The sequence below is a fragment of the Streptosporangium sp. G11 genome (assembly GCF_051192615.1).
Lineage (GTDB): Bacteria > Actinomycetota > Actinomycetes > Streptosporangiales > Streptosporangiaceae > Streptosporangium.
This window is the reverse complement of record NZ_JBPJUQ010000040.1, coordinates 18,015-41,306: the sequence shown is the minus strand read 5'-3', so window position 1 is coordinate 41,306 and position 23,292 is coordinate 18,015. Positions and strand designations below refer to the sequence as shown.

Annotated in this window: 16 protein-coding genes; 8 read left to right on the top strand and 8 right to left on the bottom strand. The window is 71.1% G+C overall.

Annotation, left to right across the window (positions count from 1 at the left end; all coding sequences use genetic code 11):
• Window positions 1–90: 90 nt before the first annotated feature.
• Both ACSDR0_RS30290 and ACSDR0_RS30285 read right to left on the bottom strand, forming a co-directional pair.
• Complete coding sequence (locus tag ACSDR0_RS30290) at window positions 91–1,092, bottom strand: hypothetical protein (protein ID WP_435292311.1); 1,002 nt, start codon at window positions 1,090–1,092, stop codon at window positions 91–93.
• 457 nt (window positions 1,093–1,549) lie between these two features.
• A complete protein-coding gene (locus ACSDR0_RS30285; protein WP_435292310.1) occupies window positions 1,550–2,749 on the bottom strand; it encodes a hypothetical protein in 1,200 nt (399 codons plus the stop codon).
• Window positions 2,750–2,887: 138 nt separating this feature from the next.
• Here ACSDR0_RS30285 and ACSDR0_RS30280 point away from each other — a divergent pair, with 138 nt between their 5' ends.
• On the top strand, window positions 2,888–3,580 hold the full coding sequence (locus tag ACSDR0_RS30280) for a hypothetical protein (protein WP_435292309.1): 693 nt from the start codon (window positions 2,888–2,890) through the stop codon (window positions 3,578–3,580).
• A 154-nt stretch (window positions 3,581–3,734) separates the two neighbouring features.
• Here ACSDR0_RS30280 and ACSDR0_RS30275 read toward each other — a convergent pair whose 3' ends face one another.
• Window positions 3,735–6,323 carry a GcvT family protein gene (locus tag ACSDR0_RS30275; protein WP_435292308.1) on the bottom strand — a complete coding sequence of 863 codons (2,589 nt, stop codon included), beginning with the start codon at window positions 6,321–6,323 and terminating at the stop codon, window positions 3,735–3,737.
• A gap of 75 nt (window positions 6,324–6,398) precedes the next feature.
• Between ACSDR0_RS30275 and ACSDR0_RS30270 the strand changes: the two genes are divergently transcribed.
• Both ACSDR0_RS30270 and ACSDR0_RS30265 read left to right on the top strand, forming a co-directional pair.
• Window positions 6,399–7,349, top strand: a complete 951-nt coding sequence (locus tag ACSDR0_RS30270) for a phosphotransferase (protein WP_435292307.1) — start codon at window positions 6,399–6,401, stop codon at window positions 7,347–7,349.
• Window positions 7,350–8,918 (top strand): amino acid permease, encoded by a 1,569-nt coding sequence (locus ACSDR0_RS30265; protein ID WP_435292306.1) that lies wholly within the window; start codon window positions 7,350–7,352, stop codon window positions 8,916–8,918. It abuts the gene before it with no gap.
• A gap of 188 nt (window positions 8,919–9,106) precedes the next feature.
• Here ACSDR0_RS30265 and lipB read toward each other — a convergent pair whose 3' ends face one another.
• The 3 genes from lipB to ACSDR0_RS30250 all read right to left on the bottom strand — a co-directional run bounded on the left by lipB (window position 9,107) and on the right by ACSDR0_RS30250 (window position 11,484).
• The gene (lipB, locus tag ACSDR0_RS30260; protein WP_435292305.1) at window positions 9,107–9,745 is read right to left on the bottom strand and encodes a lipoyl(octanoyl) transferase LipB; all 639 of its coding nucleotides are present in this window, start codon (window positions 9,743–9,745) and stop codon (window positions 9,107–9,109) included.
• A 65-nt stretch (window positions 9,746–9,810) separates the two neighbouring features.
• Window positions 9,811–11,067 (bottom strand): RNA-guided endonuclease InsQ/TnpB family protein, encoded by a 1,257-nt coding sequence (locus tag ACSDR0_RS30255; RefSeq protein WP_435292304.1) that lies wholly within the window; start codon window positions 11,065–11,067, stop codon window positions 9,811–9,813.
• 231 nt (window positions 11,068–11,298) lie between these two features.
• Window positions 11,299–11,484, bottom strand: a complete 186-nt coding sequence (locus ACSDR0_RS30250; protein WP_435292303.1) for a PspC domain-containing protein — start codon at window positions 11,482–11,484, stop codon at window positions 11,299–11,301.
• A 215-nt stretch (window positions 11,485–11,699) separates the two neighbouring features.
• Between ACSDR0_RS30250 and ACSDR0_RS30245 the strand changes: the two genes are divergently transcribed.
• Window positions 11,700–13,262, top strand: coding sequence for a M28 family metallopeptidase (locus ACSDR0_RS30245; protein ID WP_435292302.1), 1,563 nt, complete (start codon window positions 11,700–11,702; stop codon window positions 13,260–13,262).
• Window positions 13,263–13,358: 96 nt separating this feature from the next.
• A complete protein-coding gene (locus ACSDR0_RS30240; RefSeq protein ID WP_435292301.1) occupies window positions 13,359–14,864 on the top strand; it encodes a M28 family metallopeptidase in 1,506 nt (501 codons plus the stop codon).
• 463 nt (window positions 14,865–15,327) lie between these two features.
• Here ACSDR0_RS30240 and ACSDR0_RS30235 read toward each other — a convergent pair whose 3' ends face one another.
• Window positions 15,328–15,960 carry a mycothiol-dependent nitroreductase Rv2466c family protein gene (locus ACSDR0_RS30235; RefSeq protein WP_435292300.1) on the bottom strand — a complete coding sequence of 211 codons (633 nt, stop codon included), beginning with the start codon at window positions 15,958–15,960 and terminating at the stop codon, window positions 15,328–15,330.
• Window positions 15,961–16,224: 264 nt separating this feature from the next.
• Here ACSDR0_RS30235 and ACSDR0_RS30230 point away from each other — a divergent pair, with 264 nt between their 5' ends.
• The gene (locus tag ACSDR0_RS30230; RefSeq protein WP_435292299.1) at window positions 16,225–17,055 is read left to right on the top strand and encodes an undecaprenyl-diphosphate phosphatase; all 831 of its coding nucleotides are present in this window, start codon (window positions 16,225–16,227) and stop codon (window positions 17,053–17,055) included.
• 66 nt (window positions 17,056–17,121) lie between these two features.
• Here the strand turns inward: ACSDR0_RS30230 and ACSDR0_RS30225 are convergent, their stop codons facing one another.
• A complete protein-coding gene (locus ACSDR0_RS30225) occupies window positions 17,122–18,345 on the bottom strand; it encodes an extracellular catalytic domain type 1 short-chain-length polyhydroxyalkanoate depolymerase (RefSeq protein ID WP_435292298.1) in 1,224 nt (407 codons plus the stop codon).
• Between the two features lie 526 nt (window positions 18,346–18,871).
• Here ACSDR0_RS30225 and ACSDR0_RS30220 point away from each other — a divergent pair.
• Window positions 18,872–21,628: an ATP-dependent RNA helicase gene (locus tag ACSDR0_RS30220; RefSeq protein WP_435292297.1), complete on the top strand. Its 2,757-nt coding sequence runs from the start codon at window positions 18,872–18,874 to the stop codon at window positions 21,626–21,628.
• Between the two features lie 142 nt (window positions 21,629–21,770).
• The gene (locus ACSDR0_RS30215; RefSeq protein WP_435292296.1) at window positions 21,771–23,153 is read left to right on the top strand and encodes an amidase; all 1,383 of its coding nucleotides are present in this window, start codon (window positions 21,771–21,773) and stop codon (window positions 23,151–23,153) included.
• Window positions 23,154–23,292 lie beyond the last annotated feature (139 nt).

The following is a 23,292-nucleotide window of genomic DNA, read 5'->3' as shown; positions in this document are numbered from 1 at the left end:
CGACCCGGCACGGGATGCCGCCCCCGGGAGGGGTGTGTCGAGGCATGTGTCTCTCCTTGTCATGAGAACGCATAACCCCTACGGGGTATTTCACGGCTGGTGGCTGTGCCCGTGGCCGTCCCCGGACGGCGCCGTGGCCCCGCCTTCGGGATCCGGGCTCGTGGCGGCGGTGAACACGGCGGTGCGCACGGTCCCGGCGTGCTTGAAGTCCAGGTAGAGCCCGTAGGTCCCCGCGCTCGGCACCTCGGCGTAGAAGGTGATGTTCGGGCCGGGCACGGTGCGCCCGTCCCCGGGCGTGCCGTCTGGGTGCACGTGCAGGTAGGCCAGGTCGCCGTCACGCAGCGCGACCAGGTGCCCGTACGCGGCCAGATAGGGCTGGAGGTCGGTGACCGGCTCGCCGTCCTTGGCGATCGAGAGCGTGAGCATGCTCGTACGGCCGGGGACGAGGTCACCCTTCAGGGTGACGGTGTAGTCGCCCACCTTGGCGGTCTCGGCCGGGATCGCGGGCGGCTCGGGCCGGTAGTCACCCGCCACCGACAGGTCCATGCCGAGCGTCAGGGGCCCCGCCCCCTCGGGGGCGAAGTCGGCGAACGCGCGGTACTCCCCGGCTGCGGGGAGCTCAAGAGGGACCGACCAGATCCCGCCTCCCAGCAGGGTGGGATGCAGATGCTGAAAGCCCGTCAGGTCGCGGCGGACCACGATGAAGTGCAGCTTCTTGTCGTGCTGCGTGGTGAACCCGGTGACGGGGGAACCCCCGGGGCCGATCACCGAGAAGCGGAAATCGGTCCGTTTGCCCACCTTGACCTCGTCGGTCTCCGGCATGAGCATGTATCCCCCCTGGGAGACCTGGAGTCCCGCGGGAACGGTCAGCGCCTTCGCGGCCGCCGTCTTCTGCTCCGTGCCCTGATGGGCACCGTGACCCGCGCCCGCCCCGGCGTCCTGACCCGCGCCGCCCTCGGCGCCTGGAGGGTCCTTGGTCGCCGCGCCCGCGGCCGGGCCGACCGGCCCCGCCACCCGGCCCGCCCCCATGGCGCCGCCGAACACCACGGCCAGCACCAGCGCGTACGCACCCACCTTGATCGCGCCGTTCATCTCGACCACTCCTCCTGAATACCCATAGGGGGTATCTTTTCGCTCGACCACAGTGCCACACCACCACCTTTTCTGCAACCCCCAGGGGGTATACCTGACGCCGGTCTCCAGGTCACAGAATGGCTGATGTGTGGGTCGATGACGGGAGCTATGGGAAATCCGGGACGGGCGTTGCCCTCTCACCGCCGGGCGCGCGAAGGGCCGTGAAACCGGGCGAACCCCAGCCGGCCAGCGCCTTTACTCTCCGGCGGCCCCGTCGGCCACTCTCCGGCGGCCCTGCCGGCCGCTCTTCGGTGGATCTGCCGACCACTTTCCGGTGAACCTGCCGGCCGCTCTTCGGTGAACCTGCCGGCCGCTCTCCGGTGGACCTGTCGACGCCGGACCCGGCGTACGCGCCGGGTGACCTGTCCCGCGGCCGTGCCGGGCGGGGAGAGGAGCCTCCCCGCCCGGCCGTGACTCAACTCGTCGCGATGACGCCCGGGAAGCCGTAGTAGGCCTCATAGATGTCGGTGAAGTACTCCCTGCACGGGTCGAGCGCGCCGCCCCAGTTGTCGGATCCACCGCCGCCGGAACCGCTGTGAACCCCCTTGGCGATCACCTTGCCCGCCGAGTTCACCGTGTAGACGGGACCGCCAGAGTCACCGCCGATGTTGCACTGCCCCTGCTTGTAGCCGCGGATCATGTTGCGGGCGTAGTTGCCGCTGCCGTACCGAACGTTGATCTTCAGGGCGTTGACCTTCCACCCGCACAGTTCGCCCGTGGAGGTGCCGCCCGTGCAGTACTGGTCGCCATAGGTCGGGCGCCGCGACCACATGCCGCCCACGGCGCGACTGGAGCCGGAGGTCTTGTTGCCGACGTAGATGCGGGCGGTGCTCTTCTTGCTGCCGCTCAGCTTGATCAGCGACAGGTCTCCGCGATAGGTCGACTGCCCGTCGATGTAGACGGTCCCCTTGCTGTTGTTCCAGGTGTCCTTGACCACCGTTCCCATGGACTCCGAGGGGGTGGAGACGGAACCGTTGAGGCTGGTGCAGTGCCCGGCGGTGATCATGGCGTGGTAGCCGCTGTAGCGCCAGGGGAAGGCGTTGGTGCAGCCGCCGACACTGGTGCTGATACGGGCTCCGCCGTAGAAGCCGCCGACGCTGGTGTCGTTCCACCGGGCGTCCTCTTCCGCGGGAGCCGGGTCGGCGCTCACCCGGACGACGACGGCGTCGGAGCCGTAGCGAGTCGCCAGGGCGAGGCGCAACTCGTCGGACGCCTGGGTGGCCTCCACGATGACCCGGTCCTGCTCGACCTGGACGAGCGAGCCGGTGACCGTGTCGACGCCGGGAAGGACGTCGGGGGTCAGCGCGACGACCTCGTCCTTGACGGCCTCAAGCCGGCTCAGACCGTACTTGACCAGTTTCACCTTCGGGTAGACGAGCCAGGGATTGTCGACGGCGGGCTGCGAGGCCGCCGACTCCAAAACCTTCTGCTCGGCCGTCAGGCCGGACCTGTCGGTCGTCCGCGCGGTCGCCGAGGGCTCCTCGACGGGCACGGACTCCTTGTCCTGCGGCGGCGGGACCGAGTCGGGATCGGCCGTACCGTCGTCCGGGGGAGTGAGCTGGGGCGGCAGGGTCAGGGGCCGCTCCGCCTCCGCCCGCACGTCCTCCGTGGTCACGGGGATGACGATGACCCCGGAGTTGACGTACGGCTGGCCGTAGGCGGCGGGGTTGGCCTGGGCGCGCGCTGCTCGGCCTCCTTGAGCGCGTAACTCAGCTTGTAGTCGGGAGGGGTCACGTTCGCGTAGGGGTCATCGGTGATCACCGCTACGGGTGTCACCGGATCGGCGCCGGCGGCGGGTGTGGGGATCGCGGTCCCCGCCTACCTGGTCCTCGCCCCGGCCTCGGTCCTCGACACGGCTCCGGCGCGGCCGGGCCCGGCCGCCGCCTCGGAGACGGCGGGCCCGGACACCGGCGACCAGGGCGCACCGCAGCCCCTTTTCACCGAGCCCCCGCCCCCCGCGCCGACGCCCACGGCCACCCCGCGCATCTCCCGGCCGCCCATCGACATCGGCAGCGGGAACACGGTGGGACGGGTCCGCGTGGGCTACATGCCCAAGGGCCTCGTACGGGACGAATGGGCGGTGAACCACGGCGACAGATACTCCACCTCGTGGAGCTATCCGGATGACAGCGGAGGCGGCTACCGCATCCAGATCTTCGTCTTCGAGGGCCTGTCCGCCGCGACCACCGACAAGCACTGGCAGACATACGTGAACAACGGCACGGCGAAGAAGGTGTCCCTGGGCGCCGGCCGGATCGGCCACATCACCAACCAGTGGGTCGGCGAGGACGGCGGCAAGGGAACCCCGACCGCCTTCGTAAAGGTGGGCGAGGAGAGGGTGGTCGAGGTGTTGATGAGCCCCGACTACGCGAAGGACCTCGGCAGCGAGAGGGCGATCGATCGCGAGCTGACCAGGGTCGCGGCCGGTCTGACCGCCGACGACTGAGGACCGCTGAGGACCGCTGAGGACCGCTGAGGACGACCGAACCGGTGGGGAGGCGCACTCCGGTGCGCCTCTCCGCAGGTCCCGCGCGTTCCCTCGGGATCCGGCGGAGCGCGCCTTCGGGGACGGCCAGGACCTCGGGCTCAGGACCGCGGGCTCAGGACGGCAGGCGCCGGACGCGCTCCGAGGACGGGTCGTAGAGGGGTTCCGCGGTGACGGCGGCACCCACCCAGGTGCCGGTGACGCCGACCTCGACGCGGTCGCCGGGGGCGGTGCCCTCGGGCAGGTAGGCGTAGGCGATCGAGCGGTCGACACGGTGGCCGTACCCGCCGCTGGTCACCCGCGAGGCGGGCAGCCCGCCGGCGCGGACCGGTTCCCCGCCGAGGCAGACCTGGCGGGGGTCGTCCAGGACCAGGCAGAACAGACGCCGCGCGGGCACTCCGGCCCCCGCACCCGCGCTCACGTCCGAACCCGCATCCGCACTCACGCCTGAACCCGCACCCGCACCCGCCTTCGCGCCCGCGTCCGGTGCGCCCGGTGCGGGACGGTCCGTACCCGGTGCGGGACGGTCGCCGGCAGAGTGTCCGGCGGTGTCCAGGGCCGCGTCCAGAGCGGCGCGGCCGAGGAAGTCCTTGTCGCGGGCGACCGCGAAGCCCAGGCCCGCCTCGTGCGGGGTGGTCTCCGGGGTGATGTCCATGCCCCAGACGCGGTATCCCTTCTCCAGGCGCATCGAGTCGATCGCGCGGTACCCGGCCGGGCGCATGCCGTACGGCGTTCCCGCCTCCATGAGCGTGTCCCACAGCGTCAGCCCGTACTCCGACGGGCAGTACAGCTCCCAGCCGAACTCGCCCACGAACGTCACCCGCTGGGCCAGTACCGGGACGTTCCCGACGCTGATCTCCCTGGCCCTCATGTAGCCGAAGGTCAGGTCGTCGCCAGAGATGGAACCGAGGATGTCGAGCGCCCGCGGACCCCACAGGCAGTAGCAGGCGTGGGCCGAGGTGACGTCGCGGACGTCGAGGCCCTGGCCTCGGAGCCAGGCGGCGTCGTGGACGCCGAAGGCGGTGCCGGTGACCAGGCGGAAGCGGTCGTCCGCCAGGCGGGTGACGGTCAGGTCGGCCTCGATGCCACCGCGCCCGTTGAGGAGCTGGGTGTAGACGATCGAGCCCACCGGCCTGTCGAGCTGCCCGGCGCACGCCCGCTGCAGCCCCTCCAGGGCCCCGGGCCCCGACACCTCCAGCTTGGAGAACGAGGTCTGGTCGAAGAGTCCCGCGGCGTCGCGGGTGGCCAGGCACTCCTCGCGCACGGCGGGCGACCAGATCCGTCCCGCCCAGCCGTCCGGGCGGGGGCTCCGGTCATCCGGGGGGACGTCCTGGCCGGGCTCGTACCATTTGACCCGTTCCCAGCCGGACTTCTCGCCGAACGCCGCTCCCAGCTCCACGTGCCGCACCCAGGCGGGAGAGCGGCGGAGCGGCCGGGCGGCGGAGCGTTCCTCGCCGGGGTAGACGATGTCGTAGTACTTCGAGTACGAGTCCAGGGCCTTGGCGCGGGTCCACGACGCGGAACGGGCGTGGGCCCCGAAGCGCCGCAGATCCATGCCGAACACGTCGTACTCGGGCGAGCCATCCACGATCCACTCGGCCATGACCTTGCCCACGCCTCCGGCCGCCGCCAGGCCGTGGACGCAGAAGCCGGCCGCCGCCCACAGGCCGCGGACCGGGGTCTCGCCGAGGAGGAACTCGCCGTCGGGGGTGAACGCCTCGGGGCCGTGGACGACCTTCGTGATCTCGGTACGGGCCAGTTCGGGGACCCGCCGCACCGCCGATTCCCACGATTCCTGAAATTTCGGCATATCGGGGGGAAACAGGGTCCGAGGCTCCTCCAATGGAGCGGCCGTATCCCATATTTCTGGATTCCGGATATATCCGCCCACCAAAATCCCGGCATTCTCTTCCCGGAAATAGACAATGTTGTCCGGATCCCGCACCGTGGGCATGGACGACGGAACTCCGAATGATTCGGTGATGACATATTGGTGTTTGATCGGCACAACCGGAATATCCACCCCGGCCAGCCGCCCGACCCGCCCGCTGGCCGCGCCCGCCGCGACGACCACGGTCTCCGCCAGGACCGACCATTCCTCGACGTCGTCGGAGCCCTCCGCTCCCGACGCGAGCCGCACCCCGGTGATCGCGCCGTCCTTCACGTCGAGCCCCGTCACGCGGGTCCCGGTGTGAATCCGCACGCCCAGCTTCTGCGCCCCGGCGGCCAGCGCCCTGGCCAGCAGTGCCGGGTCCAGCCAGCCGTCCCCGGGCAGCCAGAGCGCCGCCCGCACGTCGTCGGCGTGCAGCAGCGGGAGCATCTCCTTCGCCTCGGCGCCGGAGACCACCTCCAGGCCGAGCCCGTAGGTCTCCCCCGCTCCGGCCAGCCGCAGCGACTCCTCCACCCGCTCGGGCGTGGTCGCCAGGCGCAGGCCGCCCACCCCGTGCCACCCCGGGTCCAGCCCGGTGAGCTCGGCCAGTTCGGGGTAGAGACCGGCCGAATACATGATCATCTTGGTCTGGGTGACGGTGGAGCGGAGCTGGCCCACGAATCCGGCCGAGTGCCAGGTGGTTCCCTCGGTGAGTTCGTGCCGCTCGACGAGGATCACCTCGGTCCAGCCGAGCCTCGCCAGATGGTAGGCGACACTGCAACCGGCGACCCCGCCGCCGATCACGACGGCCCGCGCGGAGCTGGGAAGTTTCAAGGAGCGCAACCCCTCTGTAACAACTAGTCCACAGAATCGGATCAATGGTATGAAGGTAGGCCAAAGGAGGGCGGCATGCCAGATCCTCTAGCGGACGTCCGTAAATGGGCTGACCAGCCCCTGACCGAGGCACCGATCAAAGGCGGGCTCAGCCACCGGATCTCCCGGCTGACCACGGCCGACGGGCAGCGATGGGTGCTGCGCGTGCTGGATCCCCGGGTGGCGGAGGCCGGCCTGGGCATACCGCTCGACCAGGAGATCGCCAACACGGTCCACGCGGCGGACGCGGGAGTCGGCCCCCGGGTGCTGCACCGGCTGCCGGACGCGCTGGTGCTGGAGTATCTCGACGGCGTCACCCTGGACGCCCACGCCGTACGGACGATTCCAGGCCCCATCGCGGCGGCCTGCCGCCGGCTGCACGCCGGGCCCCGGTTCGTCAACGACTTCTCCATCTTCCGCAAGCTCGACGAGTTCCTCGCCCTCTGCCGTACCCACGAACTGGGCACACCCGACGGCTACCAGGACCGTCTTCCCGCCGCCGCGGAGATCGAACGGGCGCTGGCCGCCGACCCGCTGCCCACGGTGCCGTGCCACAACGACCTGCTGCCGGAGAATTTCATCCGCTGCGGCGCCGAGGTCAGGATCGTCGACTACCAGCTCTCCGGGAACAACGACCCGGCCTTCGAGCTGGGCGACATCGCCGCGGAGGCGGACTACGACCCGGACCTGACCACCCGGCTGGCCCGCGCCTACTTCGGCACCGACGACCGGCGGCTCACCTCCAGGGTCCGGCTCAACCTGATCATGTCCAACCTGACCTGGACGCTCTGGTTCGCCGTGCACCACGGGCTGCTGAAGGAGCAGGCCGCCGACGCCGACTTCGACTACGAGGCCGAGGCGGCCGACAAGTTCTCGCAAGCCGTACGGGACCTGGACGACCCGGGGTTCGGACGGCTCGTCGACGACGTCCGGGGCGCGAGCGCCGGATTTCCCCACCCCCCCGCACCACCACGCAAGGAGGCTTGAGTGACCAAGCCAACATCGGTCGACGAGGACGCGAAGCGCCTCGCGGAACTCGGTTACAAGCAGGAACTCTCCAGAACCTGGAGCGGCTTCTCCAACTTCGCCATCTCCTTCTCGATCATCTCCATCCTGGCCGGCTGCTTCACCACGTTCGGCCAGGCCTGGAACAACGGTGGCCCCGTCGCCATCGCGTGGGGGTGGCCGCTGATCTCGATCTTCATTCTGATCATCGGGCTCTGCATGTCGGAACTGGTCTCGGCCTATCCGACCGCCGGCGGCATCTACTGGTGGGCCGCCAAGATGGGCAAGCCGATCCACGGGTGGTTCACCGGGTGGTTCAACCTCATCGGCCTGATCGCGGTGACGGCCTCGGTCGACTACGGCTGCGCGACCTTCCTGAACATCACCCTCAGCCGGTTCTTCTCCGGCTGGGACCCCAGCCTGACCAACGCGTTCATCCTGTTCGCGATCATCCTCGTCCTGCACGGCCTGATCAACATCTTCAGTCACCGGCTGATCGCGACGCTGCAGAACGTCTCCGTGTGGTGGCACGTCTTCGGCGCGGCGGTGGTCGTGCTGATCCTGATCTTCGGCCCCGACTCGCACCAGTCGATGTCGTTCGTCTTCACCGAGACGATCAACAACTCCGGCTTCTCCGACTCGTCGTACTGGTTCTACGTGCTGCCGCTCGGCTTCCTGCTGACCCAGTACACGATCACCGGGTTCGACGCGTGCGCGCACGTGTCGGAGGAGACCCAGGGCGCCTCCACCGCCGCCGCCAAGGGACTGTGGCAGTCGATCTTCTACTCGGCGATCGGCGGCTGGATCCTGCTGCTGGCCTTCCTGTTCGCGGCCACCGACGTGGACGCGGTCAACGAGGCGGGCGGCTTCGTCGGCGCCATCTTCGACAGCGCGCTCCCCGGCAACCTGGCCACGGCGATCTTCGCGATCTCCACCATCGGCCAGTTCTTCTGCGGGATGAGCTGCGTGACCTCGATGTCCCGGATGACCTACGCCTTCTCCCGCGACGGCGCCATCCCCGGCTGGCGCCTGTGGTCGAAGGTGGACGCCAACCGGACCCCCGTCAACGCGATCATCTTCGGCTGCACGGCCGCGCTGATCCTCACCCTGCCCGCGTTGTACGAGGCCCCCGGCGGTCTGCCGCTGGCCTTCTACGCGGTCGTGTCGGTGGCGGTCATCGGCCTCTACATCGCCTTCGCGATCCCGATCTGGCTCCGGCTGCGGATGGGCGACCGGTTCCAGCCGGGCCCCTGGACGCTGGGGTCGAAGTACAAGGTCATGTGCTGGATCGCCATCGTCGAGATCGTCATCGTCTCGATCTACTTCATCATGCCGCTGGTCCCGGCCGCCGTGCCGTTCAGCGACGACTTCACCTGGACCGCGGTCAACTACTCGCCGATCGTGGTCGGCGTGATGGTGCTGGCCGTGGGCCTGTGGTGGGCGCTGTCGGCCAGGCACTGGTTCACCGGCCCGCGCCGTACGGTCGACGTGAACGAGGCGTTCGACCCGACCGGCACGGTCGACACGGCCGGCAAGGAGCCGATCGGCTGACCCGCTCCAAGGCCGCCGCGAGGCCACCGTGAGATCGCGCGGTGACCGGCCCGCTCCCCGAGACCGGGCCGGTCACCGCGCGAACCCGCACCACCACGTGAACCCGCACCACCACGCGAACCCGCACCACCACGCGACACCTCGGCGACCGGCCCGCGTGAACCCGCTCACAGATGACGGGAAACCGGTCAGCTCGCCTCGAAGGCCTCCGCCACCGCCGCACGGACCCGGTCCATGGCCGCGGCGGCGGGGGCCTCCCGCCCCATGGACGTCATGTCGACGTCGGGCATGCCGCAGGCCACCGCCCAGCCCCACGGGGTCAGGTCGCCGTCGACGTTGAGGGCGAACCCGTGGCTGGTGACACCGCGGCTCTGGCGCATGCCGATCGAGACGATCTTGCGTTTCGTCTCGGTCGTCCACACGCCGGTCAGCAGCTCCGAGCCCGGCGGGGTGTCGCGGCGCTCGGCCGGGACACCCAGCGCGCCGAGCGCCGCGACGAGCCTCAACTCGACCTCGCGGACGTAGTCGACGATCCCCTCGCCCTCGTCGAGCTTGACGATCAGATATCCGACCAGCTGGCCGGGGCCGTGGTAGGTGAGCTGCCCGCCGCGACCCGTGCTCACGACCGGGATGCCGTGAGCGGGGTCGGGCAGGTGCTGCTCAGGGGTCCGCCTGCCCACGGTGTACACCTGCGGGTGGCTGAGCAACCAGAGCGTGTCGGAGCGCTCGTCGCGCTGCCGCCGACCGACCAGGTCGGTCATCCGCTCCATCGCCTTCTCGTAGTCGACCAGGTCGTCCTGGACCAGGGACAGTGGACGTCGCCTCATGCCCCCAGCCTATTTTCATTGACGCGCTCTCCGACCTGAGGGGCCGGAGTTCAGTCCGTGCCGCGTCATGCGGCACCTCTGAGGCTTCCTGCTTCGTCGGCATCTGCCACCGCGAGCGGTGGTCTTACGTCACCTCCACAGGCGTTTAACGTCTCCGCCTCCTGCCGCGTCTCAGCGGCGGGTTTCCGTCCAGCGGCGACGATTCGTCGTCCTTCGGCCAGCACGTTGACGGCCGCATTGATGTCTCGGTCATGAGTCGCGCCGCAGGTGCATACCCAATCGCGGACGTTCAACGGCATCGACGCTTGCAGGGTGCCGCACTGCGAGCACAGTTTCGAGGAAGGAAACCAGCGATCGATCTTGACGAACGTCCGGCCGTACCGAGCGGTCTTGTACTCCAACATCCCGACGAACTGTGACCATCCGGCGTCGTGAACCGATTTGGCCAGGCGGGTGCGGCCGAGTCCGGACACGGCGAGGTTCTCCACGTAGACCGCTTGGTTGTCGCGGATGATCGCGGTGGAGAGCTTGTGTGCCCAGTCGCGGCGCGCATCGGCCACCTTGGCGTAAGCCCTGGCGACCTTCCGCTTGGCCTTCCGCCGGTTGGCCGACCCCTTCTGAGTGCGGCTCAGCGCTTTGTGCGCGCTGCGGAGCTTCCTGGCCGCCCGCCGCAGAAGGCGCGGATTGTCGATCTTCGTACCGTTCGACAGGGTCGCGAAATGCGTCAATCCCAGATCGATGCCGACCTCGCCCAACGGCTCGGACAACGGATCGCCCAGCGGTTCGTCGATCGTTTCGACGACGAATGACACGAAGTACCGGCCCGCCGCGTCTTTGATCACCGTGACCGATGAGGGCTCGCACGGCAGGTCTCGCGACCAGCGGACGGTGAGGTCGCCGATTTTCGGCAGGTGCAGCCTCCCGCTCGCGGTCACGCGGAACCGGGCGTTCTTGGTGAACCGGATTGCCTGCCGACTGTCCTTCTTCGAACGGAACCGGGGCAGCGCCACCTTCGGCCCCTTGCGCTTGCCGGTCAGGGAGGCGAAGAAGTTGCGGTAGGCGGTGTTCAGATCCGCGAGCGCCTGCTGCAGCACCACGGCCGACACCTCGCCCAGCCAGCAGCGCTCCGGGGTTTGCTTGGCGGCCGTGATGACCCGCTTGGACAACTGCCCGTCGCAGATGTACGGCAGTCCCGCCTGGTGGGCGTCCTGGCGTGCGCGCAGTCCGTCGTTGAACACCACGCGGGCACACCCGAACGCCTGGGCCAGCGCTTGACGCTGGGGGGCATCCGGGTAGGCCCGGTATTTAAAGCGAAGCCGCACGGCGATCAGCGTGCTCCGATCTGTAACGGACCGTACGGGAATCCGAACGATCCGTGAACATATCGGCGACCGCGCCAACGCCGCCCGATCATCTCGGCGAGCACGCCAACGTCGAACGCGATGGCCGCACCCTCACCCGTTCAGCCACGTGATCATTCTGGCCGTCCGGTGCCGCCCAGTGCGGCATCCGGGCGGCACATCACGACAGGGCGAACGTTCCTTGAAACGGCACTAGTAACGGACTGCGGGCGCCTTGGGGACGAAGATCCACATGAGCACGTAGGCGACCCACAGGGGGCCCGGGATGAGCGAGAGCAACAGCCAGAACACCCGGACAAGGGTGGGCGGCATGTTGAGGCTCTCCGCGATCCCTCCGCAGACGCCGGCCACTATCTTGTGGTTTCTCGAACGGTGCACGATACCTCTCCCCGAATCGGTGTTCTTCTTCTCATCAAACGAACAACCGGAACCAACCCGTTCCCGAGACATCCCTGAGAAAACCCTGTCAGGGTCGGCTTGATAACTTTTCGTGCACCTGAGCGTCGGCACATCTAGGCGAAACCAGTTGATCACGGTACGTTCCGCCATGTACGTAATAGGGGATCCCCCTCCGTTCCACCCCGAGGAGCGCTATGCGCCTGAGGTTACGACGCAGCATGGTCCAGACCGCCACCCTGGTCACGGCCATCGCCCTCCCTCTCGCCTTCATCGCACCGGCGAGCGCGACCACCGCGACCACCACGTCTCCCGGCGTCACCGACGTCCTCGCCAACGTGTTCGCGACGCAGATCAAGGGCAGCAACGTCAAGAAGCACCTGGACAAGTTCCAGGAGATCGCGACCGCCAACGGCGGCAACCGCGCCGCGGGTACACCCGGTTACGACGCCTCCCTGGCCTACGTGCAGGGCAAGCTGCACAAGGCCGGTTACAAGACCTCCACGACCGACGTCGAGTTCCCGCTGGGCTGGGAGGAGGCGAGCCCCTCCGTCCTGCAGCAGACGGCCCCCGAGGCGAAGACCTACGCCAACCCGGCCGACTTCGTCACCGTGATCTCCTCCAGCGGAGGCGACGTCACCGCGCAGGTGCAGGTCGTCGACGCCGTCATCCCGGTGCCCCCGGTCCCGAACACCTCGACGGCGGGCTGTGAGGCCGCTGACTTCGCCGGGTTCGTCCCCGGCCGCATCGCGCTGATCCAGCGCGGCACCTGCCCGTTCGTCGACAAGGCCACCAACGCCAAGGCGGCCGGCGCGGCAGGCGTGATCTTCTTCAACGAGGGCCAGCCCGGTCGTACCGACCCGCTCGTCTTCGACATCGTCGAGTGGCGCTTCGGCTTCCCCATCGTGATGGCGAGCACGGCCGTCGGCCTGGACCTGGCCGACAGCCCGAACACCACCGTCCGCCTGAAGGTCGACGCCGAGACCGCGGTCGGCCGTACCAAGAACCTGATCGCCGACTCCCGCTGGGGCAAGTCCGGCGAGATCGTGGCGGTCGGCGCCCACCTCGACAGCGTGCCCGAGGGCGCCGGCATCAACGACAACGGCTCCGGCAGCGCCGCCATCCTGGAGACCGCGCTGAAGCTGGCCCACGTGCCGACCAAGCAGAAGGTGCGCTTCGCCTGGTGGGGCGCCGAGGAGCTGGGCCTGCTCGGCTCCGACCAGTACGTCGCCGGCCTGTCGCAGTCCGAGAAGGACAAGATCAGGCTCTACCTGAACTTCGACATGATCGCCTCCCCCAACGACGGCACCTTCCTGTACGACGGTGACGACTCCGACGCCGAGGGCGCCCCCGCCGGACCGGCGGGCTCCCCCGAGATCGAGAAGCGCCTTGAGGCGTTCTACGCCAAGCGCAGCCTGCCCTTCGAGGGCACCGACTTCACCGGCCGCTCCGACTACGGCGCGTTCATCGCCAACGGCATCCCGGCCGGCGGTATCTTCACCGGGGCCGAGGGCATCAAGACCGCCGAGCAGGCCGCCAAGTTCGGCGGGACCGCCGGTATCGCCTACGACCCCTGCTACCACTCCGCCTGCGACGGCATCAACAACATCAGCGCCGCCGCGCTCGACCGCAACTCCAAGGCCGTCGGCTACGCCACCGCGTTCTTCGCCTACGACCTGACCGGCATTCCCGACCGCAACGCGGCACTCGCCAAGTCCGCGGCGAAGACCGCGGCGGCCCCCGAGGGCGCCGCCCGCTAGGGACTGCTCCGCAAGCGCACCACCACGCTGTACGGCGCGCACCCGCCACGGGTGCGCGCCGCTCGGGGGACCCACACACCCTCAAACCCGAGGAGCATGATGCGCAGTCTGTGGACCATGGGCATGGCGGCGATCCTGGCCATCCCGTTGGCGTTCACCGCACCATCGGCGTCAGCAGCAGTCCCACCGGACATCTCCCTGACCGCCGTGAAGGCACACCTCACCCAGTTCCAGTCCATCGCCACCGCCAACGGCGGCAACCGCGCCCACGGCCGCCCCGGCTACCTGGCCTCGGCCAACTACGTCAAGGGCCTGCTGGACGGCGCGGGATTCACCACCTCCCTGCAGTCGTTCACCTACAACGGCGCGACCGGCTACAACGTCATCGCCGACTGGCCCGGCGGCGACCCGAACGACATCCTCATGGTCGGCGCCCACCTCGACAGCGTGGCCGCGGGGCCGGGCATCAACGACAACGGCTCCGGCAGCGCCGCCATCCTGGAGACCGCCCTTGAGGTCTCCCGCCAGTCGCTGGCACCCACCAAGCACCTCCGCTTCGCCTGGTGGGGCGCGGAGGAGCTGGGCCTGCGCGGCTCCCAGTACTACGTGAACAACCTCCCGGCCGCCGAGCGGGCCAAGGTCAAGGGCTACTACAACTTCGACATGGTCGGCTCGCCCAACGCCGGCTACTTCGTCTACGACGGCGACAACTCCGACGGTGTCGGCTCGGGCCCCGGCCCGGCGGGCTCCGCGCAGCTGGAGTCGACGCTCCAGGCGTACTTCACCTCGATCGGCGTGGCCACCCGGGGCACCGACTTCGACGGCCGCTCCGACTACGGTCCGTTCATCGCCGTCGGCATCCCCGCGGGCGGCACCTTCACCGGCGCCGAGGGCATCAAGTCCAGCGCCCAGGCCACCCTCTGGGGCGGTACGGCGGGGCAGGCGTTCGACCCCTGCTACCACCGGGCGTGCGACACCAGCAGCAACATCAGCGACACCGCGCTGAACCGCAACGCCGACGCCATCGCCTACGCGGTGTGGACGACCGCGACCGCCGTACCCCCGACGGTCGTCTGGCAGGACACCTTCGAGACCGCGACCGGCTGGACGACCAACCCCTCAGGGACCGACACCGCCACGCTCGGCCTGTGGGAGCGCGGCGACCCCGAGGCCACCACCTCCAGCGGCGCCAAGCAGCTCGGTACCACCGTCAGCGGCAGCAACGACCTGGTCACCGGCAGGCTCGCGGGAGCCGCAGCGGGCGATTACGACCTTGACGGAGGAATCACCAGCGTCCGGTCACCGGCCGTCACCCTGCCGTCGACGGGAACGCTCAAGCTGGCGTTCTCCTGGTATCTCGCGCACGGTTCCAACGCCTCCAGCGCCGACTTCCTGCGCGTGAAGGTCGTCGGTTCCACCACCACCCAGGTGTTCCAGCAGCTCGGTGCGGCCTCCAACCGCAACGGCGCCTGGGGCGCGGCCAACGTCGACGTCTCCGCCTTCGCGGGGCAGAGCGTCCGGATCCTGGTCGAGGCCGGTGACGCCTCCGGCGCCTCCCTGGTCGAGGCCGGGGTGGACGACGTCAAGCTGACCCGCCAGTGAGTCGAGGCCGGGGCGAACGACGTCACATCGGCCCGCCGGTGAGTCGAGGCCGGGGCGAACGACGTCACGCCGGCCCGCCGGTGAGCGGGACGGTGACCCGGCGGCGGTAAGCGAGACCGGGTGCGGCCCGCGCCTTCCCCCTCCACGGGCCGTTCGGAGCCCCTCCGGACGGCCCGCCACGCGGGTCGCACCCCTCTCAGACACGCCCCGTCTCAGACACCCCGTCTCGGACGCTCACTCCCAGACGCTCCATCTCAGACACTCACTCCCAGACGCCACGTCTCGGACGCTCCCCTCAGACGCCCCCTCTCGGACGGACCACTCCCGGACGGATCCCCCTCGTCTCGGACAGGCTCCTCTCAGGCCTCGCAGGCGCTCCCTCCGAACGGACCGGCATCCGGCGGCGGTGAATGCGGTGGTGAATACCGGGCGTCCTCACCGCGCAGGACGCTCTCGGGGCCGGTCAGTCCGAACCGTCGAGCCGGGGCCTCTCGTGCGAGGCCCCCTTGAGCTCGTGGAAGCCCGGGGTCGCGGCCACGAGCAGCGTCCCGTCCCACAGGCGGCCCGCCCGCTCCCCCTCGGGAATCCGGGAGATCACCGGACCGAAGAACACCACGCGCTCGCCACCGGTGGCGGGGCCGGTGGCGGCGACCACCGGGGTGCCGACGTGCTCGCCGATCAGGCCGATGCCCTCCGCGTGCGAGGCGCGTATCGCCTCGTCGTAGGCCGTCGACGTCCCCGCCTCGACCAGCCCCGGCGGCAGACCGGCGGCGGCCAGGGAGTCGTGCAGGGAACCGGCCCAGTCTTCCCCGCGAGCGCGCCCGACGGTCCACATCGCGGTGTACAGCCTGCCGAGCGCCTCCTGCCCGTACTCCTGTCGCACGGCCATGCAGATGCGTACGGGCACCCAGAGGTACCCCTCCGTGTCACCCTCCGGATCCTCGTCGCGGCCCTCGTTGAGCACCGACAGGCTCATCACGTGCCAGCGCACCTCGACCGGCCGCACCCTCTCCACCTCCACCAGCCACCGGGAGGTGATCCAGGTGTACGGGCAGGAGGGATCGAACCAGAAGTCCGCGATCGTCTTGATCGTCATCCCTCAACTCTCCCATCGCCGTCCTCGGATCGCGGACAGGGACATGCTGATCGTCCAGATGCGGGTGATGCCCGCCGGCCCCGCGCTCGGCAGCGGGGCGAACGACCCGCTCCACGGCCGTCGCCCGGCGCCGGCACGGGTTCGGTCCACGGCCGATCACGAAGGGAGCGCGGCGGGCATCGGCCGAACGGCCGGGTCACAGTCACCCCTCCGCTCCGCTAGCCTCGCGTAGGTTACGCACGCGCTGGTACGGAAGGTGCTCAAGTGATCGGCTGGTTCGAAGCGGTGGTCCTCGGACTGATTCAGGGATTGACGGAGTTTCTGCCGATCTCCTCCAGTGCCCACATCAGGGTGGTGTCGGCGTTCTTCGGCTGGCAGGACCCGGGAGCCGCGTTCACCGCGGTCATCCAGCTCGGCACCGAGGCCGCGGTGGTGATCTACTTCCGCAAGGAGATCTGGGAGATCATCTCCACCTGGACCCGCTCCCTGTGGACCCCCGCCCTGCGCGGCCACCACGCCGCCCGGATGGGCTGGTACGTCATCGTCGGCACCATCCCGATCGTGGTGCTCGGCCTGCTCTTCAAGGACTCCATCGAGGGCGCCTTCCGCGACCTGCGCCTGATCGGCACGACGCTGATCGTCTTCGGCCTGGTCCTGTGGTTCGCCGACCACACCGCCCGCAACAAGCTCACCCTGGAGCGGCACCTCAGCTTCACCCACGCCCTGATCTACGGCTTCGCCCAGTCGCTCGCCCTGATCCCCGGCGTCTCCCGCTCCGGCGGCACCATCAGCGCCGGCCTGCTGCTCGACTACCGCCGGGAGGAGGCCGCGAAGTACTCCTTCCTGCTGGCCATCCCGGCCGTGCTGGGCGCGGGCTTCCTGGAGCTGTTCAAGATCGGCGAGGGCAGGGCTCCCGAGTGGGGTCCCACGATCCTGGCCACCGTGATCTCGTTCATCGTGGGTTACCTGGCGGTCTCGTGGTTCCTGAAGTACATCAGCACCCATCGCTTCACCGGTTTCGTGATCTACCGGATCGCCCTCGGGGTCATCATCATCGCCCTGGTGAGCACGGGCGTCCTCGAACCCCTGGCCTAGGAACGGCCGACCGGCCCGCTGATCAGCGGGCCGGTCGCGTTCAGGTTTCCGCCGTCCGGCGACTCGCTAGCACTCGCTGTCGGCGACGACCCAGTGGTTGGGGCCGGTCTGCTTGAGGCCGTGCGTGACGAGGGTGTTCCACAGGCCCATGGCGTTGTTGGACCCGTTGGCGTAGGTGTAGCCGCCGGACTGGTAGGCCCGTCCGGCGGTGGTGTGGGCGTAGTTGCTCGCCCTGACGCAGATCTGGGGCGCCGTCGGGGTGGGGGTCGGGGTCGGCGTGACGGTCGGGGTCGGGGTGGGTTGCGTCCCACCGGTCAGGCCGAAGAACTGCGCGTCGTGATAGGCCGAGCAGATGGTGTCGAGGAAGTACGCCGCCGCGCTGCCGCACTGGTCGGCGGCGCCGCCGGGATCGATCGGCAGCCCGTGTCCCATGCCGGTGATCTCGTACAGGCGCACCGCGTCGTTGCCGTACACCTTCAGCGAGGTGCCGCCGGTGAGGCTCCGCGCGGAGGTGGGGCTCTGCGAGACGCCCCGCACGTTCGTCCACTGGTCGCGCAGCTGCGCGGCGTTGGCCGGGACGACGGTGTAGTCGGACGACCCCTGCCAGATCGCGACGCGCGGGTACGGTCCGGAGTAGCCGGAGTGGGCGTTGCGCACCAGGTCGCCCCACTGCTGCGGGGTCTTGCCGACCTGGCCGCGCTGGCAGGGGGAGGCCTGGAGCAGGCTGGTGGCGCACCGGTACGCGAGTCCCGCCCCGATCGAGCCGCCCGCGAAGACGTCCGGGTAGGTGGCGAGCATGACCGCCGACATGGCCCCGCCCGCCGACAGGCCGGAGACGTAGACGCGCGCCGGGTCGGTCCCGTAGGTGGAGAGCGCGTAGGCGACCATCGCGCGGATCGAGGCGGCCTCGCCCTGGCCCCGGGCGGTGTCGCCGGTCTCGAACCAGTTGAAGCAGCTCGACGAGTTGTTCGCACCGCTGGTCTGCGCCAGGACGAGGGTGAACCCCGACTGGTCGGCGTACTTGCGCCATCCCGAGTTGGCGAAGTAGCCGTTCGCGTTCTGCGTGCAGCCGTGCAGCAGCACCACCAGCGGGCGTCCGGCGGTCGACCCGTCGGGACGGTAGCTGAACATGGTGAGGTTGCCGGGATTGCTGCCGAACGACCCGACCTGGACGAGCGAGGCGGCCCGCGCGGGAGCCGTCGTCGCGGTCGCCGCGCCGAGCAGTCCGAGCAGCCCGAGCGACAGGGTGAGGAGGATGCGGAGAAGTCCCGCTGGAAGGGATGCGGCCATCACGTGCTCCTTTGTGGCCCTGTGACCTGTATCACCGGCCCTTACCAGCGCACGTTAAAACGGCCGTAACCCCTTCGACATGTTCCCGAGACACACTCTTCGTCTCCGCGTTATGGATCACACGGGGGCGGGCGGGGCTCCCCCTCTCCGGACTCCACGAACCCTCGGGGCCTCCCGGGCTTCCTGACCTTCACGGACTTCCCGGACGCCCTCCGCGGGAGGCTCCGCGGGCTCCCTCTGCGACCGCCGCGAGGCGTCGCTCTCCGGGACGAGTCCGGCTCTGGCTCCGGCGGGAGACTGCCGGGCGTCCGCCCGCAGCCGGGCGGCATGTTGGTAGGCGGTCACGGTGGCGACGAACATAGCGGTCAGACCGATCACAGAGGGATCATTCCCCCACCCGGCACGACGAACACCACCGCGAGCGAGAGTCCGCGATCGTGCCCCGGACGGAACCCGGGAAAAGCCCCACCGGCCCGGGTTGATCGCCGCGTCCCACCCGGTGCCGGACTCGGGGGACACTGGACGGGTGCGTTCCGACTGGTCCGGCCTGCCCGTACGCCACGCCCTGCCCGAGTTGCTCGCGGCGCTGGACGGGCGGGGCGTCGCCGTGCTCACCGCCCCTCCTGGCACCGGCAAGACCACGCTCGTCCCGCTCGCGCTGGCCGGGCTCCTCGACGGCTCGGCGCCCAAACGGGTGATCGTGGCCGAGCCCCGGCGGATGGCGGTACGGGCGGCGGCGAGGCGGATGGCGTGGCTGCTGGAGTCCGAGGTGGGGGCGGAGGTCGGGTTCTCGATACGCGGCGAGCGCAGGGCCGGTCCCAGGACGGTCGTCGAGGTCGTCACCACGGGAGTCCTCCTGCAGCGGCTCCAGCGCGACCCCGAGCTCGAAGGCGTGGACACGGTCCTGCTCGACGAGTGCCACGAACGCCACCTGGACGCCGACACCGCCCTGGCATTCCTCCTGGACGTCCGCGCCGCGCTCCGTCCCGATCTGCGGATCGTCGCCACCTCCGCCACCGCCGACGCCGCCCCCTGGGCCCGCCTCCTCGGCTCCCCCGGCGCTCCCCCACCTCCCGCCGACGCCGGCGACTCCGCGCCGTCGGATGTCCCTGTCGACACCGCCGAGCCCGCCGAGTCCGCCGAGCCCGCGCCGATCGTGCACGCCGCAGGCACCATGCACCCGGTCACGCCCGTCTGGGTGCCGCCCGCCGGGACCGTCGCGCCGCCCCACGGCATGCGGGTGGATCCGGCGTTCCTGGCCCACGTCGCCGGTGTCGTACGGCGTGCGCTGGCCGAGCACGAGGGCGACGTGCTCTGCTTCCTGCCGGGCGTCGGCGAGATCGGCCGGGTGGCCGCGATGCTTCCCGGCGTCGACGTCCTCCAGGTGCACGGCCAGGCCCCGGCCCGCGTCCAGGACGCGGTCCTGTCCCCGGGCGACGGGAGGAGGGTGGTGCTCGCCACCTCGGTCGCCGAGTCGAGCCTGACCGTGCCGGGCGTGCGGATCGTGGTCGACTCCGGCCTGGCCAGGGAGCCCCGCACCGACCACGCCCGCGGTCTCGGCTCGCTCACCACCGTCCGCGCGTCCAGGGCCTCGGCCACCCAGCGGGCGGGGCGGGCGGGCCGCGAGGCGCCGGGCGTGGTCTACCGGTGCTGGTCGCGGGCCGAGCACGACCGGCTGCCCGAGCACGCGCGGCCCGAGATCGCGCTCGCCGACCTGACCGGCTTCGCGCTCCAGGTCGCCTGCTGGGGCGACCCCGCGGCCACCGGCCTGGCCCTGCTCGACGCGCCGCCGCCCGCCGCGATGGACGCCGCCCGCCGCACCCTGTACGCCCTGGGCGCCCTGGACTCCCCCGGCACCCCGCGGCCACCGGGCGTGCCGGAGCACCCGGCGGACCTTCCCGCGGGCCGGGTGACCGACCGGGGACGGCGGATGGCCGGGGTCGGGGTCCATCCGCGCCTGGCGCGGGCCCTGATCGACGCCGGCGCGGGCACCGGTACGGACGGGATCGACGCCGGCCCCCGTGCCGCCGAGGTCGTGGCGCTGCTGTCGGAGCAGTTGCCCCGGGACGCGGGCGACGACCTGGTGGCGGTCTGGCGCTCCGCGCGCCAGGGCGGTGACGGCTTCTCCGCCCGCTGGCGCCAGGAGACGGGCCGCCTGGCCCGTGCCGTACCCGCCACCGATCGGCGCCGGGGACGCGAGCCCGCCGGTGCCGGTGCCCGGCCCGGGAGGGGCGATGCCGGAACGAGGTCCGCGAGGAGCGGCGGCGCGGCTCCGGCCAAGGACGGCGGCACCGCGCCCCCGGGTGGCGGGGCGGCCGGGGGTGACGACGCCGTGGCCGGGACGGTCGTGGCGCTGGCCTACCCGGAGCGGGTGGCGCGGCGGCGCGGCGGGTCGTACCTGATGGCCTCGGGAACGGCCGCGGAGCTGCCGCGCGGGTCGCGGCTGGGGACGGCGGAGTGGCTGGCCGTCGCGGTCGCGGACCGGCCCACCGGAGCGGCGTCCGCCAGGATCAGGCAGGCGGTGGTGATCGACGAGGAGATCGCCAGGCTCGCCGCGGCCTCCCTGTACAGCTCCGGTGAGGAGGTCACCTGGCACACGCCGCCGGGAGAGCGGCGCGGCGACGTGCTGGCGCGGCGGGTCGAGCGGCTGGGCGCGATCGAGCTGTCCAGCGGCGTGCTCCGCGGCGCCGACGTGCGGCCCGCCGTCCTGGAGGGCCTGCGCGCGGAGGGCCTGTCGGTCCTGCGCTGGACGCCCGAGGCCGTGGCCCTGCGCGAGCGGCTGGCCTTCTGCCGCCGTACGCTCGGCGACCCGTGGCCCGCGACGGACGACGACGCGCTGATCGGCGCGGCCGACCGCTGGCTGGAGCCCGAGCTGTCGCGAGCCCGCCGCCGGTCCGACCTGGAGCGCCTCGACGTGGTCTCCGCGCTGCACCGCCTGGTCCCGTGGAACGCCCGGCTGGCGGAGGTGGCCCCGGAACGGGTCGAGGTGCCGAGCGGGTCGCGGGTCAGGATCGACTACTCGGGCGAGCGGCCGGTGCTGGCGGCCAAGGTGCAGGAGCTGTTCGGCTGGGCCGAGGCCCCGCGCGTCGCGGGGGTCCCGCTGGTGATCCACCTGCTCTCCCCGGCGGGCCGCCCGGCCGCCGTCACCGCCGACCTGGCCTCGTTCTGGCGCGAGGGCTACCGCGCGGTCCGCGCCGAGCTCCGCGGGCGCTACCCCAGGCATCCCTGGCCCGACGACCCCCTGTCGGCCACCGCCACCCGCCGTACCAACCCCCGCCGCTGACCCCGGCGGGCCGGGAGGCCGTGCGCGCCGGGCGGGATAACGCCAACGAGCCGGACAAGTCATCTGATTGAGATGTGGGACGCTTCCCCTTACGCATTCGCCGGACCACACTCGGTGCATGTCGTGGGTGGGAAGTTCCGCAGTGGAGATCGCGGATGCCGTGCGACGGGGGAAGGTCACGGCACCCGTGGTGGTCGCCGAGCACCTCGACGCCATCGCCGAGCGTGACGGGCGCGTCGGGGCGTTCCGCGTGGTCCTCGCCGAGCGGGCGCTGGCCGAGGCCCGGGTTCTGCAGGAGCGCGAGGACCTGGCCGGGCTGCCGCTCGCCGGGGTGCCGATCGCGATCAAGGACAATGTCGCGGTCCGGGGCGAGACGTCGCGCAACGGTTCCGCGGCGACGCCCGGCGTGCCCGCGGACGAGGACCACCCGGTGGTCGCCAGGCTGAGGGCGGCGGGCGCGGTGGTCGTCGGCATCACCAACGTGCCGGAGCTGTGCCTGGCCGGGTTCTCCGACAGCGTGTACGGCGTCACGCGCAACCCGTGGGATCCGGCCCGCACCCCCGGCGGCTCCTCGGGCGGGAGCGCGGCGGCCGTGGCGGCGGGGATGGTCCCGCTGGCCCACGGCAACGACGGCCTGGGCTCGCTGCGCATCCCCGCGGCCTGCTGCGGCCTGGTCTCGATCAAGCCGGGGCAGGGGCTGGTCCCGCCGCCCGAGCACGACTGGTACGGGATGTCGGAGAACGGGCCGCTGGCCACGACCGTGGCCGACCTCGCCCTGGCCCTGGCCGTCATGGCGGGCGACATGTCGCTGGCGACGCCCGGCGAGAGCGAGGCCCTCGGCGTGGACAGCGCCATCGACGACTACCCGGGCGGGCTGACCCTGTCGGAGCCGCTGAGGCTGCGGATCGCGGTCGCGCCGATGCCGCTGCCGGCGGGCCTCTCGATGGACGCCGAGTTCCAGCGGGCGGTGACCGGGGCGGCGGAGGTTCTGGGCGCCGCCGGGCACACCGTGGTGGACCACACCGAGCGGATGCCCTTCGGGATCGGCGCCGCCGCCGTGGCCACCTGGTTCGCGTGCGCCAGGGGCGACGTCGAGGGCCTCGACCCGCGGAGCCTGGAGCGGCGCACCCGGTCCCTGGCGAGGATGGGCCGGCGGCTCGCCAGGTTGGGGGCGGACGGCGCGACGGGCCGCGACCGCTGGCGCGCGTACGGCGCCGACCAGTGGTTCGGGAACGCCGACGTGCTCGTCACCCCGACACTCGCCGCCATACCGCCGCCCGCCGAACGCTGGGGCCGCCGGGGGCTGCTGGCCAACGTCCGCGTCAATCTGACGTACGCGCCCGCCACCGCGGCGTGGAACATGGCCGGCTGGCCCGCCATGAGCGTCCCGTACGGCAGGCACTCCAGCGGCATGCCGATCGGCGTCCAGCTGGTGGCGGCCCCGGGCGGCGAGGCGCAGCTCCTGGCCCTGGCCGGCCAGCTGGAGGCCGCCCGGCCCTGGACCCGCCACGCCCCGCTCGCCTGACCGGCGACCGGGGCACGGCCCAAGAGCCGAGGGACAGGGCCGAGGGACGGGGCCGCGCGGGCGTGTCAGCCCGAACCCGTCAGCCCGGACCAGACGGACCGACCAGACCGGGCCAGACGGACCGGATCGGGCGCGTCAG